The sequence below is a fragment of the Nocardioides sp. LHD-245 genome (assembly GCF_030929495.1).
Lineage (GTDB): Bacteria > Actinomycetota > Actinomycetes > Propionibacteriales > Nocardioidaceae > Nocardioides.
The window spans coordinates 60,561-73,457 of sequence record NZ_JAVFWN010000017.1 but is presented as its reverse complement, the minus strand read 5'-3'; the positions used below and the strand labels follow the sequence as shown (position 1 = coordinate 73,457).

At 72.1% G+C, this 12,897-nt stretch carries 9 protein-coding genes; all 9 read right to left on the bottom strand.

Going from position 1 to position 12,897, the window contains the following annotated elements:
* Complete coding sequence (locus tag RB608_RS23080) at positions 1-1,254, bottom strand: hypothetical protein (RefSeq protein WP_308090416.1); 1,254 nt, start codon at positions 1,252-1,254, stop codon at positions 1-3.
* Entirely contained in the window at positions 1,235-3,145 is a 1,911-nt protein-coding gene (dxs, locus tag RB608_RS23075; RefSeq protein WP_308090415.1) for a 1-deoxy-D-xylulose-5-phosphate synthase, read from the bottom strand. The genes RB608_RS23080 and dxs overlap by 20 nt, the downstream gene beginning before the upstream one ends.
* Before the next feature lie 18 nt (positions 3,146-3,163).
* Positions 3,164-4,102, bottom strand: coding sequence for an SMP-30/gluconolactonase/LRE family protein (locus RB608_RS23070; RefSeq protein WP_308090414.1), 939 nt, complete (start codon positions 4,100-4,102; stop codon positions 3,164-3,166).
* A gap of 32 nt (positions 4,103-4,134) precedes the next feature.
* Entirely contained in the window at positions 4,135-4,737 is a 603-nt protein-coding gene (locus RB608_RS23065) for a DUF3105 domain-containing protein (RefSeq protein ID WP_308090413.1), read from the bottom strand.
* A 149-nt stretch (positions 4,738-4,886) separates the two neighbouring features.
* Positions 4,887-5,186, bottom strand: a complete 300-nt coding sequence (locus RB608_RS23060) for a thiamine-binding protein (protein WP_308090412.1) — start codon at positions 5,184-5,186, stop codon at positions 4,887-4,889.
* Between the two features lie 90 nt (positions 5,187-5,276).
* On the bottom strand, positions 5,277-8,105 hold the full coding sequence (locus RB608_RS23055; RefSeq protein ID WP_308090509.1) for an aconitate hydratase: 2,829 nt from the start codon (positions 8,103-8,105) through the stop codon (positions 5,277-5,279).
* A 136-nt stretch (positions 8,106-8,241) separates the two neighbouring features.
* Positions 8,242-10,167, bottom strand: a complete 1,926-nt coding sequence (locus RB608_RS23050) for an ABC transporter ATP-binding protein (RefSeq protein WP_308090411.1) — start codon at positions 10,165-10,167, stop codon at positions 8,242-8,244.
* 141 nt (positions 10,168-10,308) lie between these two features.
* A complete protein-coding gene (locus RB608_RS23045; protein WP_308090410.1) occupies positions 10,309-12,246 on the bottom strand; it encodes a YhgE/Pip domain-containing protein in 1,938 nt (645 codons plus the stop codon).
* A complete protein-coding gene (locus RB608_RS23040; RefSeq protein ID WP_308090409.1) occupies positions 12,243-12,851 on the bottom strand; it encodes a hypothetical protein in 609 nt (202 codons plus the stop codon). The genes RB608_RS23045 and RB608_RS23040 overlap by 4 nt, the downstream gene beginning before the upstream one ends.
* Positions 12,852-12,897 lie beyond the last annotated feature (46 nt).

Sequence of the window (12,897 nt, the reverse complement as noted above, 5' to 3'; positions counted from 1 at the left end):
CTAACCCGAGTAGGTGCGTTCCATCAGTCCTACACCTCGTTGGGCCAGCTGGGCAGGAGTCACGCCGAGAACGTCCGGGACGACCTGGGCCTGATCGGCGCCGTCGGCGAGCCGGTCGAGCAGCAGGAGGAGCACCGGGGCGCCGTAGGTGCCGGCGATGTACTCGCACACCCACCACGACACGGCGTACCAGCCCTCGGCGTCCCCGCCCCCGAACTCGGCCGCGCCGGGCAGCGCGGTCGCCGTCGCGGCGATGTCGAGCGCCCGCGCCGGGAGCCGGCGTCGGGTGGGCGCCATCGGCCGCACCGAGACGTACTCCGCGATGCCCTCGCTCAGCCAGAGCGGCGCGCCGTGTCCCCGGGCGCCGAGCGTCGCGTGGGTGAGCTCGTGACGCACCAGCCGGCCCAGCACGCCGGCCTGCTGGTCGAGGACCCGCGGGTTGAGGAAGATCCGATAGGACGCGACGCCCTTGCGGGCGTCGGTTCCGTCGACGGGCACGGCGATGGTCAGCCCGTCCGCGCGGTCGGGGTCGCCCACGGTCTGGTCCGCGAGTCCGCGCAGGAAGGCGGGGTCGCGCAACGCGTAGACCACCACGCCGGTGGTGACGCCGTCGCCGGTGCTGCCGAGGACGCTCCGGACGTCGTAGCGGCCGTTCCCGGCGGCGTCGAGCACCGCGCCGGCGTGCCGCACGGTGGTGTCGTCGAAGATGCCCAGGACGCCGACGGACTGCTCGACGCGGACCGGCCCGAGGTCCCAGGGCTGGGCATTGCCGGGGTGGGCGGTCTCCCAGGCATGGTCGGTGGTCGAGGTGATCACCAGACGCCCGCCGCCGGGCGAGGGCGTGAACAGGAACCGGTCGCGGGTGCGGGCCGGCGCGGCGTCGTACCCGTCGAGGCCGAGCACGAGCACCACCTCGACCCAGTAGTCCTCGCTCCCCTCGACCGGGGTGATCGTGTCCGCGGCGACCTCGTAGCGCAGCTCGCCGACCGGCAGCTGGGCGAGGTTGTCGAAGTACGTCTGCTGCTCGGCGACCAGCCCGTGGTCGGCGGCATCCAGGCTGCGCCGGAAGCGGGCGACGTCGCGGGTGCGCAGGCCGCGCGCCCGCTTGTCGAGCGCGCGCTGCATCAGGACGCTGACGGCGTCGTACCCGGTGTCCGAAGACGTCGGCGGCGGCGGGTCGTCGGAGCAGGCGGTGAGCGGCAGCAGGAGCAGCGCCAGCGCGGGGACGAGCGTCCTAGCGCGGGCCGTCGACATCGAGGAGCGCCCGTCCTTCCGGGACGGTCTCCGCGGCGATGTCGTGGACGATCTCCAAGGCGATCACCGCGGGCGTGAGCCCGATCCGGTCGAGGATCGCGGCCCGCTTCGCGTGGTCGAGGAACTCCTGCGGGATGCCGTGGATCCGCACCGGCGTGCGCACGTCGGCGGCTGCCAGGGTCTGCAGCAGCACCGCTCCGACACCGCCCACCACCCCGTTGTCCTCGATGGTGACCACCCGGCGGTGGGTGCGAGCGAGATCGACGAGGGCCGGGTCGACCGGCTTGACCCAGCGCGGGTCGACGACGGTGACGCCGATGCCCTGGGCGACCAGGCGCTGGGCGACGTCGACGGCGACCGGGGCCATCGAGCCCACCGACACCACGAGCACGTCGCGGGCGCCCTCACGGACCAGGACGTCGCAGCCGCCGGCCCGGTCGACGGCCGGGACGTCCTCGGGCGGCGGTCCCTTCGGGAACCGGACGACGGTGGGCGCGTCGGCGACCTCCACGGCCTCGTCGAGGAGCTCGCGCATCCGGGTCACGTCGCGTGGCGCAGCCAGCCGCAGGCCGGGGACGACCTGCAGCAGCGACATGTCCCACATGCCGTTGTGGCTGGCGCCGTCGTCGCCGGTCACCCCGGAGCGGTCGAGCACGAAGGTCACGCCGCAGCGGTGCAGGGCGACGTCCATCAGGACCTGGTCGAAGGCCCGGTTGAGGAAGGTGGCGTAGACGGCGAACACCGGGTGCAGGCCGCCCATCGCGAGACCGGCCGCGGAGGTCGCGGCGTGCTGCTCGGCGATGCCGACGTCGAAGGTCCGCTCGGGGAACCGGTCCTGGAACTTGTCGAGGCCGACCGGGTGCATCATCGCGGCGGTGATCGCCACGACGTCGGGGCGGCGCTCACCGATCCGCACCACGTGGTCGGCGAAGTGGTCGGTCCAGATCGGGCCCTTGGGCTTCTCGGCGCCGGTCTGCACGTCGAAGGGGCCGGGAGCGTGGAACTGGTCGGCCTCGTGCCGCTCGGCCGGGTCGTAGCCGAAGCCCTTGCGGGTGATGGCGTGCACGATCACCGGCCCGCCGAAGCGCTTGGCCTGCCCGAGCGCCTGCTCCACGGCGGCGCGGTCGTGACCGTCCACCGGGCCGACGTACTTGAGCCCGAGGTCCTCGAAGAGGCCCTGCGGCGCGAGCGCGTCCTTGAGGCCCTTCTTCATCGCGTGCAGCGCGTCGTAGGCCGCCGCGCCGACACCCGGCACCGCGTTGAGCCGGCGCTTGACGATGTCGAGCACGGTCTCGTAGCGCGGGTTGGTGCGCAGGCTGGTCAGCGCGGTCGCGAGCCCGCCGATGGTGGGCGTGTAGGAGCGGCCGTTGTCGTTGACGACGATCACGAGCCGCGAGTCGTGCTGGATCGCGATGTTGTTGAGCGCCTCCCAGGCCATACCGCCGGTGAGCGCACCGTCGCCGATGACGGCCACGGTGTGCCGGTCCTCGCCGCGGATCCGGAACGCCTTGGCGATGCCGTCGGCGTAGCTGAGCGCGGTCGAGGCGTGGGAGTTCTCGACCAGATCGTGCTCGGACTCCGCCTGGCTGGGGTAGCCGCTGAGCCCGCCCTCGCGCCGCAGGGTGCCGAAGTCGGCGGCGCGACCGGTGACGAGCTTGTGGACGTAGGACTGGTGCCCGGTGTCGAAGACGATCTTGTCCCGCGGCGAGTCGAACACGCGGTGGATCCCGAGGGTCAGCTCGACCACGCCGAGGTTGGGCCCGAGATGACCGGTGTTGGTCGCGACGGTGCGGATCAGGAGGTCCCGGATCTCGGCCGCCAGCTGGGTGAGCTCGTCCTCGGACAGGGCCCGCAGGTCACGCGGTCCGGTGATGGTCTCGAGCACAGACATGAGGGCGAGTCTACGGCGTCAGCGGTCGTAGACGGCGATTGCCGACTCGTGCAGGCTGCCCAGCCAGACCCGGCCTTCGTGCTCCCGCACCCCGGTCACCATGTGGTACGCCGCACCGTGCTCGCCCGGACTGACGTCGAGGTCGTGGACCAGTGCGCCGCGCTCGTCGTAGGCGACGACACGCACGGTCTGCCGGGGCTGCGGCTGCAGCGCGTCGGGCAGCTTGGTGGCCAGCTTGCGCAGCGCCATCGGGCCGCGCTGCAGGCGCTCGACGAGCGGGTCGGTAGGGCTGGCGATGGTGATCCAGACCAGCCCGTCGGACCCGCGCGCGATGTTGTCGGGGTAGCCCGGCAGGTCGCTGCACAGCCGGTCGCGCATGCCCTTGCTCGGTCCGCTGATCCAGTGCCGCACGACAGTGCGCGCTCCGGTCTCGGCCACGCACACGAAGTCGCCGCCGGCCGACAGGGCGACGCCGTTGGCGAACGCCAGGCCGTCGAGCACCACGGCGACGGTGCCGTCGGGGTCGCGGCGCAGCAGCCGCCCGGTGCGGGTGTTGCGGACGAAGTCGTCCTTCCAGCGGTCGATCTCGAACCGGGTCGAGGAGTCCGACCACCAGATCGTGCCGTCCTCGGCGATCGCCGCGTTGTTGCAGAAGACCATCGGCCGGCCGTCGACCTCGGCCGTGATCACCTCGACACCGCCCGTCGCCGGATCGACCCACAGCAGCCCGCGCCGGGCGTCGCAGACCAGCAGCCGGCCGTCGGCCGCGAACTCGATCCCGAGTGGGCGACCACCGGTGTGGGCGACCCGCTCGACGCGCTGCCCGTCGGGACCGACCCGGAAGATCGCGCCGTCGTCGGTGCCGGTGTAGACGCAGCCCTCGTCGGGCCCGGAGGTCGCCACGACGACGTCCTCCGCGCCGTGGCCGGGAACGGGGATGACGGTGAGAGAGGTCACGATCCGACCCTAGTCCTCGCCGGCACTCGGGATCAGGCGTTGGTGCCCGTCGACGGCAGGTCGCCCGGGGCCACGCCGCCGTGACAGGACGCGAACGGCTCGGGCGCGGTGTCGCCGGCGCCGTACGCGGCGACGAACAGGGCGATCCGCGGGTCGTCCGGACCGGTCAGCGCCAGCTGGCGGCCCCAGACCGTGATCACGACCGGCGCCTCCTGATCGGGGTAGGGCGACAGGATCCCGTTGACCGGCAGCTGGTCGGCGAGCCGCTGGACGCCCGCGGCGTCGACCTCGTCATCGCGGTAGGTCAACCAGACCGTGCCGTGCTCGAGGTCGTGCACGACGTTGACCTCCGGCACCGGCTCGTCGTAGACACCGCACTCGAGCCAGTACTGCGCGTGGTCGCCGCCCACCGGCGGGGACTGCGGGTAGTCGTGCTCCGCCCCGACCGGGAGGTGCTGCATGGTCAGACCGTCGTACTCCTCGACGGCGTCGAGGTTGCTCGTGTCGGCCGTCGCACCGCTGGACGCCGAGCGGCCGGAATCGTCGGCGCCGGCGTCCTCGTCATCGTCGGACAGCAGGACCGGCACCAGGACCGCGGCGCCGATCACCACGACCGCGGCGAGGATCGCGAGCACGATCGGCAGCGGCGAGCGCGACCGCCGGGGCGGGGGTGGCGCGAACCCGGGCGGAGGGAAGGCGGGCGGCGGCCGGTACGGCGGCGGAGGCGCGCCCTGCGGCGGCCCGTAGGGCGGAGGCGGCGGATACGGCGGATACGGCGGCTGGCTCACTGCTCGAGCGCCCGCTCGACCCGCTCGACCTTGGCGGTGAGCTCGCCGGTGAACCCGGGCCGGATGTCGGCCTTGAGCACCAGCCCGACCCGGGGCGAGGTCGCGGCGACGACGTCGACCGCCTGCTTCACGACCGCCATCACCTCGTCCCACTCCCCCTCGATCGTCGTGAACATCGACGTCGTCTCGTGGGGCAGCCCGGACGCGCGGACCACCCGGACCGCGGCGGCCACCGCCTCGGAGACGCCCCCGGTGTCGTCGGAGCTGGAGGGGCTGATGCTGAACGCGACGAGCATGGACCCACCGTAGTCAGCGGTCCCCGACGGACGCCGACGGCCCACCCCCGTCCGGGAGTGGGCCGTCGGATCGAGCAGGAGCGGTCGGCGTCAGCCGCGCAGCAGGTTGCGCAGGACATACTGCATGATGCCGCCGTTGCGGTAGTAGTTCGCCTCACCGGGGGTGTCGATGCGGACGACCGCGTCGAACTCCACGCCCGTGTCGGTGGTGACCTTCACGGTCGAGGGCGTGGTGCCCTCGTTGAGCTCGGTGATGCCGGAGAAGGAGAAGGTCTCCTCGCCGGTCAGGCCGAGCGACTCGGCGTCCTGGCCCTCGGGGAACTGCAGCGGGATGACGCCCATGCCGATCAGGTTCGAGCGGTGGATGCGCTCGTAGGACTCGGCGATGACGGCCTTGACGCCCAGGAGCGAGGTGCCCTTGGCGGCCCAGTCGCGCGAGGAGCCCGAGCCGTACTCCTTGCCGGCCAGGACGACGAGCGGGATGTCCGCGGCCTGGTAGTTGACCGAGGCGTCGTAGACGGTGGTGACGGGGCCGTCCGCGACGGTGAAGTCGCGGGTGAACCCGCCCTCGGTGCCGGGCGCGATCTGGTTGCGCAGGCGGATGTTCGCGAACGTGCCCCGGATCATGACCTCGTGGTTGCCGCGGCGCGAGCCGTAGGAGTTGAAGTCGCGCGGACCGACGCCGTTCTCGGTGAGGTACCTGCCCGCGGGCGAGTCGGCCTTGATCGAGCCGGCCGGCGAGATGTGGTCGGTGGTGACCGAGTCGCCGAGCTTGAGCAGGACGCGGGCACCGGAGATGTCGGTGACCGGGGCCGGCTCGTCGGGCATGCCGTCGAAGTAGGGCGCCTTGCGGACGTACGTGGACGACTCGTCCCAGGTGAAGGTGTTGCCCTCCGGCGTGGGGAGCGAGCGCCAGCGCTCGTCGCCCTTGAAGACGTCGGCGTAGGAGTCGGCGAACATCTGCGAGTTGATCGCACCGGCGATCGTCTCCTCGACCTCGGCCGGCGAGGGCCAGATGTCGTTGAGGAAGACGTCGTTGCCGTCGGTGTCCTTGCCCAGCGGGTCGTTGAACAGGTCGACGTCCATCGAGCCGGCGAGCGCGTACGCGACGACCAGCGGCGGGGAGGCCAGGTAGTTCATCTTGATGTCGGGGCTGATCCGGCCCTCGAAGTTCCGGTTGCCCGAGAGCACCGAGACGACGGCGAGGTCGTGCTCGTTGACCGCGGCGGAGACCTCGGGGATGAGCGGGCCCGAGTTGCCGATGCAGGTGACGCAGCCGTAGCCGACCAGGTTGAACCCCAGCTTGTCGAGGTACGGCGTGAGGCCGGCCTTGTCGTAGTAGTCGCTGACGACCTGCGAGCCGGGCGCGAGGGTGGTCTTGACCCACGGCTTGCGGGTCAGGCCCTTCTCGACGGCCTTCTTGGCGAGCAGCGCCGCGCCGATCATGACCGACGGGTTCGACGTGTTGGTGCAGGAGGTGATCGAGGCGATCGTCACGGCACCGTGGTCGAGCGTGAAGGTGGTGCCGTCCTCGAGCGTGACCTCGACGGGGTCCGAGGCCCGGCCGCCGTCGGTCGCCGCCGCGGAGAGATGCGCGTTGGGGGCGGCCTCACCGTTGGACTGGGCCGGGTCGTGCGAGGGGGCGTCCGAGCCCGGGAAGGACTCGTCGACCGCCTCGTCGTAGCCCTTGGTGTCCTGCACCTCGCCGGCGTAGTCGACGAGCGCGGTGCGGAAGGACTCCTTGGCCTCGGAGACGAGGACCCGGTCCTGCGGGCGCTTCGGGCCGGCGATCGAGGGGACGACGGTCGCCAGGTCGAGCTCGAGCTTCTCGGAGTAGCGCGGCTCGGCGGCCGGGTCGAGCCAGAGGCCCTGCTCCTTGGCGTACTTCTCGACGAGCGCGATCTGCTCCTCGGAGCGACCGGTCAGGCGCAGGTAGCTGGTGGTCTCGTCGTCGATCGGGAAGACCGCGATGGTCGAGCCGAACTCGGGCGACATGTTGCCGATGGTGGCGCGGTTGGCCAGCGGCAGCGCCGCGACACCGGGACCGTAGAACTCGACGAATTTGCCGACGACGCCGTGCTTGCGGACCATCTCGGTGATGGTGAGCACCAGGTCGGTCGCGGTCGAGCCGGCGGGCAGCTCGCCCGAGAGCTTGAAGCCGACCACGCGCGGGATCAGCATGGAGACCGGCTGGCCGAGCATCGCGGCCTCGGCCTCGATGCCGCCGACGCCCCAGCCGACGACGCCGATGCCGTTGACCATGGTGGTGTGCGAGTCGGTGCCGACGCAGGTGTCGGGGTAGGCCAGCAGCTCGCCGTCGACCTCACGGGTGAAGACGGTGCGCGCGAGGTGCTCGATGTTGACCTGGTGGACGATGCCGGTGCCCGGGGGGACGACCTTGAAGTCGTCGAAGGCGCCCTGGCCCCAGCGCAGGAACTGGTAGCGCTCGCGGTTGCGCTCGTACTCGATCTCGACGTTGCGCTGGAACGCCTCGGGGGTGCCGAAGACGTCGGCCATCACCGAGTGGTCGATGACCATCTCAGCGGGCGCGAGCGGGTTGATCTTGGTGGCGTCGCCGCCGAGGTCGGCCATCGCCTCGCGCATGGTGGCGAGGTCGACGACGCAGGGGACGCCGGTGAAATCCTGCATGATCACGCGGGCCGGCGTGAACTGGATCTCCTTGTCGGGCTGGGCGTTCTCGTCCCAGCCGGCGAGGGCCTTGATGTCCTCGGCGGTGATGTTCGCGCCGTCCTCGGTGCGGAGCAGGTTCTCGAGCAGCACCTTCAGCGAGAAGGGCAGGCTCTCGACGGCACCCTCGGGCAGCCCGTCGCCCTTGACCGCGTCGAGGCGGAACATCTCGTAGGACTTGCCGTCCACCTCCAGGGTGCTCTTGGCGCCGAAGCTGTTCTTGCTGGCCATCGCGTCTCCGTCCTCATCGACTGCCATCGACTGATCGTTGGTAGGTCTCCTGTCATCCTGCCGCCGCGAACGGCGGGCCGGATAGTGAGGCTGACCTAAGTTCTCAGGGATATCGGAAGCCCGATATCTCTTGACATCAAGATACACGACCCGAAGGCAGATCTCCACGCGACCCGGCCTCCGGCGCGTCCGCGACCACGGCGTCCTCGGCAAACTGGGTGCGGTACAGCTCCTCGTACCTGCCCCGCGCCGCCAGCAGCGCCGCGTGGGTGCCACGCTCGACGATCCGTCCCTCCTCGACCACCGCGATCAGGTCGGCCGCGCGGATCGTGGAGAGCCGGTGCGCGATGACCAGCGCGGTCCGTCCGGCCAGAGCCTCGCCCAACGCGGCCTGCACCGCGGCCTCGGAGGTCGAGTCCAGCGACGCCGTCGCCTCGTCGAGGATCACGACGCGCGGCTGCTTGAGCAGCAGCCGGGCGATCGTGAGCCGTTGCCGCTCCCCGCCCGAGAGCCGGTAGCCCCGCTCCCCCACCACCGTGTCCAGCCCGTCGGGCAGCGCGCCGACCAGGTCGGCCAGCCGGGCCCGGGTCAGGGCGTCCCACAACTCCTGCTCCGCGGCCTCGGGACGGGCCAGCAGCAGGTTGCCGCGGATGGTGTCGTGGAAGAGGTGTCCGTCCTGGGTCACCATCCCGACCGCGCTGCGGATCGACGCGGCGGTGAGGTCTCGTACGTCGACACCGGCGAGCCGGACGGCGCCCGCGTCGACGTCGTACAGCCGCGACACCAGTTGCGCGATGGTCGACTTCCCCGCGCCGGAGGACCCGACGAGGGCCACGACCTGACCGGGCTCGGCGCGCAGCGAGATGCCGTGGAGCACCTCCTCGCCGCCGCGGGTGTCGAGCGTGGCGACCGCCTCCAGCGAGGCCAGCGAGACCTTGTCGGCCGACGGGTAGGCGAAGCGCACGTCGTCGAGCTCCACCGCGACCGGCCCGTCGGGCACCCGGCCCGCACCAGGACGGTCCGTGATCAGCGGCTCCAGGTCCAGGACCTCGAAGACCCGCTCGAAGCTCACCAGCGCGCTCATCACCTCGACCCGTGCGCTGGCCAGGGCGGTCAGTGGCGCGTAGAGACGGGTCAGCAGCAACGACAGCGCAACGACGTCGCCGGCGTCGAGGCTCCCCTCCAGGGCGAGCGCGCCACCGAGCCCGTAGACGACGGCGACGGCCAGCGCGGACACGAGCGTCAGCGCGGTCACGAAGGTGGTCTGCACCATCGCCGTGCGTACGCCGATCTCCGCAACCCGCCGTGCCCGCGCCGCGAACTCCGCGGACTCCTGCTCCGGGCGGCCGAAGAGCTTGACCAGGGTGGCGCCGGGCGCCGAGAACCGCTCGGTCATCTGGTTGCCCATCGCCGCATTGTGATCGGCGGCCTCGCGCTGGATGTCGGCCAGCCGCCGGCCCATCCGCCGCGCCGGGACCACGAACACCGGCAGCAGCACCAGGGCGAGCAGCGTGACCTGCCAGGAGATCCCGAGCATCACGACGAGGGTCAGCACCAGCGTCACCAGGTTGCCGACCACGCCGGACAGGGTCTGGCTGAACGCGCGTTGCGCCCCGATGACGTCGTTGTTGAGCCGGCTGACGAGGGCGCCGGTCCGCGTCCGGCTGAAGAAGGCGACCGGCATCCGCTGGACGTGGTCGAAGACCGCGGTGCGCAGGTCGAGGATCAGTCCCTCGCCGATCTTGGACGACAGCCAGCGCGCGACCAGGCCCAGCGCCGCGTCGAGCACCGCCAGGACGGCGATGGCCAGGGCCAGCCGGACCACGACCCCCCGGCCGTCGACGGCGATGATCGCGTTGACGACATCGCCGGCCAGCACCGGTGTCGCGACCGCGAGACCGGACGTGAGGACGCTCAGCACCACGAACCCGACCAGCTTGCGGCGGTGCGGCCGCGCGAAGCGGAAGATCCGCTTCGCCGTCGCGGCGCTGAACGCCCGCTGCTCGTCCGGCCCGTGCATCCCCCGGTACACCTGGTTCCAGGCGATCGACTCCATGCTCATACCGGTGACCGTAGAACCTCAAGCCGACATGAGGACAAGCCGGAGATCGGAGAACCCCGGAAAGGTCGCGGCCCTGGCGTCGTATCCCTTCGCTCCTGCGCCTTCCTCGACGACGTCGTGCGCTGACCGGCGGCGGCCCGACTACAGGACGACGGTCGGCTTCACCCGGCTCGGCGTCCACACCCGCTGTCGCCGCGCGACGAGGGAGGTGAGCAGCAGGGCCCCGACGAGATAGGCCGCCAGCACCAGTGCGGCGGTCAGCGCGCGGGCGGGGTCGCCGCCGTACATGAGCTGACGCAGTCCGTCGACGGCGTAGCTCATCGGCAGCACCTGGTGCAGCCAGTGCAGGGGCTCGGGGATCGTCTGCCACGGGAAGGTGCCCCCGGCGGTCACCAGCTGGACGACCATCAGGACGAGCGCCAGGAACTGGCCTGGGGTGCCGAGCAGTGCGTTCATGAGATGGACGACCGCGACGAAGGTGGCCGAGATCAGGATCATGAACAGCCACGTGCGCAGGCTCTCGACGATGCCGACGTCGAGCGCGATCGCGACCACCAAGAACGCCAGGGTCATCTGCGCGGCGCCGATCAGCGCCGGCGGCAGCCAGCCGCCGAGGGCCACCCGCAGCGGGTGCTGGTTGGCGGCCAGGGCCCGGCTCGAGAGCGGGCGGACCAGCAGGAAGAGGACGTACCCGCCGATCCAGGCCGCGAGTGCGAGGAAGAAGGGAGCCAGGCCGGCGCCGTAGTTGCGCGCCGCCGCATCGCTGCGGGCCCGGACGTCGATCGGGTTCGCGATGGTCTCGGCGATCCGCTGGCGCGACTCGTCGGTGGTGTCGGGGACCTGGTCGACACCGGAGGCGAGGCCGTCGCGGAGGGTGCCCGCACCGCTGGTCAGCTCGCGCAGCCCCGAGCGCAGCTCGACGGTGCCGTCGTTCAGGGTCCCCGCGCCGCGGGTCAGCCGGGCGGCGCCCGACGTCAGGTCGTCGGCTCCGTCGCGCGCCTGCGCGATGCCGTCGACCAGGGCCGGCGCCGACCGGGCGAGCTGGTCGGAACCGGCCGCCACCTGGCCGGCGCCGGCGGCGAGCTGGTTCAGCTGCTTGCGGACGCCGTCGGCCTTGCTGTCGCCGGCGTGGACCTTGGCGCCCACCCGGTCGTAGACGGCCAGCAGCCGGTCCTGGCCGGCCGGGTCGATCCCGAGCTGGTTCATCTGGGCGACGAGGTCGGCGCGCCCGCCGTCGTACGCGACCCGGGCGGCGTGGACCGCGTCGGCGACCTTGGTGCCCGCGTCGGCGACCTTCTGGTCGCCGTCGGCGACCTGGCGGGCGCCGTTGGCGAGCTGCCGCGCCTGGCCGGGCAGGGCCGCGGTGCGGGTCGCCAGCGTCGACAGCCCGTCGTGCAGCTGCCCGGCGCCGTCGCGCAGGTCGCCCGCGCCGTCGGCGAGACGGGCACTCCCCTCGACGAGCTTGCGGGAGCCGCGCTTCGCCTCGCGCAGCCCGTCCTGGAGCTGCCCCGCCCCGTCGGCTCCCTGTTGCAGGCCCTGGCGGACGTCGGCGATGCCCAGGAGGAAGGTGCCGACCGCCTCCTGGGAGACCTTCTCGCCGATCGCGTCGCGCACCTTGGTGGCGACGGTGTTGGCGATGGTCGTGGAGAGATAGGAGTTCGCGTCGTTGGTGATCATCGTGATCCGGGCCTGCTCCGGCTCGGCGCCGGCACTGCTGGACAGCGCCGCCGAGAAGCCGCGCGGGATCACCAGAGCGAAGTCGTAGGTGCCGTCGTCGACGCCGGCCTTCGCGGTCGCACGGTCGACCTCGTGCCAGCCGAAGTCCCGGGCGTCGAGCAGCTGGTCGGCCACCTCACGCCCGGCCTCGAGCCGGGCGCCGTCGAGTCCTGTGGCCCCGGCGTCCTCGACGACCAGGGCCGTCGGCACCCGGTCCAGTGCCGAGTACGGGTCGTGGTTGGCGTACAGATAGAGGCCGGCATAGATCGTCGGCACGGTCACCAGCGCGAGCACGGTGATCCGGCCCATCCGGATGCTCAGCAGCCGGGACAGCTCGCTCCAGGCGATGCGCAGGGCGTTCACGCGGCACCCCCGATCGCTGCCACGTTGGCGACGTCACCGAGGTCGACCGCCTCGCTGACCGTGACCAGGACGCCGAGGCCGCGGTCCGCAGCCGCGTGGGCGACCGGCCACCAGTCGCGCCGATGCAGTCCGTGCCGGTCCGGGGAGAGCAGGACGAGGAAACGGGCGTCGGGTCGCGACGACCCGAGCTCGGTCAGCGACCGGATCCGGTCGAGGGGAGCCACGTCCTCGGTGCGCAGCCGCGGACTGGTGCCGAGCCGATGCTCCCGCAGCCACGCCGAGGTCGCGTGCGGACCGGACGACAGCCGGGCCAGGGCCAGCTCCTCGGCGACGACGACCCGGAACGGGACACTGTCGTCCGGCTCCGTCACCCCGGGGACGTCGACCAGCACCACCGCCCGCTGCAGGGGCTCGGGGGCCGGATCGCCCCCGAGCTCGACGCCGCCGCCGCTCAGCCGCAGCCGCCCGGCGAGGGCCAGGGCGAGGGCGACGTTGCCGTGGCCTGGTCTCCCCACCGCCACGACCACCTCGCCCGGCACCAGCGCCACCGAGGTGGGTTCCAGCAGTCCCGCGACCGCCCCGTCCGTCATGACCAGGTTCGCCATGACGGCCAGTCTGCCGTGACTGCTCCGCGACGCGGACCAGCCGCGC

Bases quoted from the DNA above. Each gene is read 5' to 3' on its own strand.
- dxs (WP_308090415.1), bottom strand. From the start codon at position 3,145: ATGTCTGTGCTCGAGACCATCACCGGACCGCGTGACCTGCGGGCCCTG.
- RB608_RS23040 (WP_308090409.1), bottom strand. From the start codon at position 12,851: ATGGCGAACCTGGTCATGACGGACGGGGCGGTCGCGGGACTGCTGGAA.
- RB608_RS23050 (WP_308090411.1), bottom strand. From the start codon at position 10,167: ATGAGCATGGAGTCGATCGCCTGGAACCAGGTGTACCGGGGGATGCAC.
- RB608_RS23060 (WP_308090412.1), bottom strand. From the start codon at position 5,186: ATGCTCGTCGCGTTCAGCATCAGCCCCTCCAGCTCCGACGACACCGGG.
- RB608_RS23080 (WP_308090416.1), bottom strand. From the start codon at position 1,254: ATGTCGACGGCCCGCGCTAGGACGCTCGTCCCCGCGCTGGCGCTGCTC.
- RB608_RS23055 (WP_308090509.1), bottom strand. From the start codon at position 8,105: ATGGCCAGCAAGAACAGCTTCGGCGCCAAGAGCACCCTGGAGGTGGAC.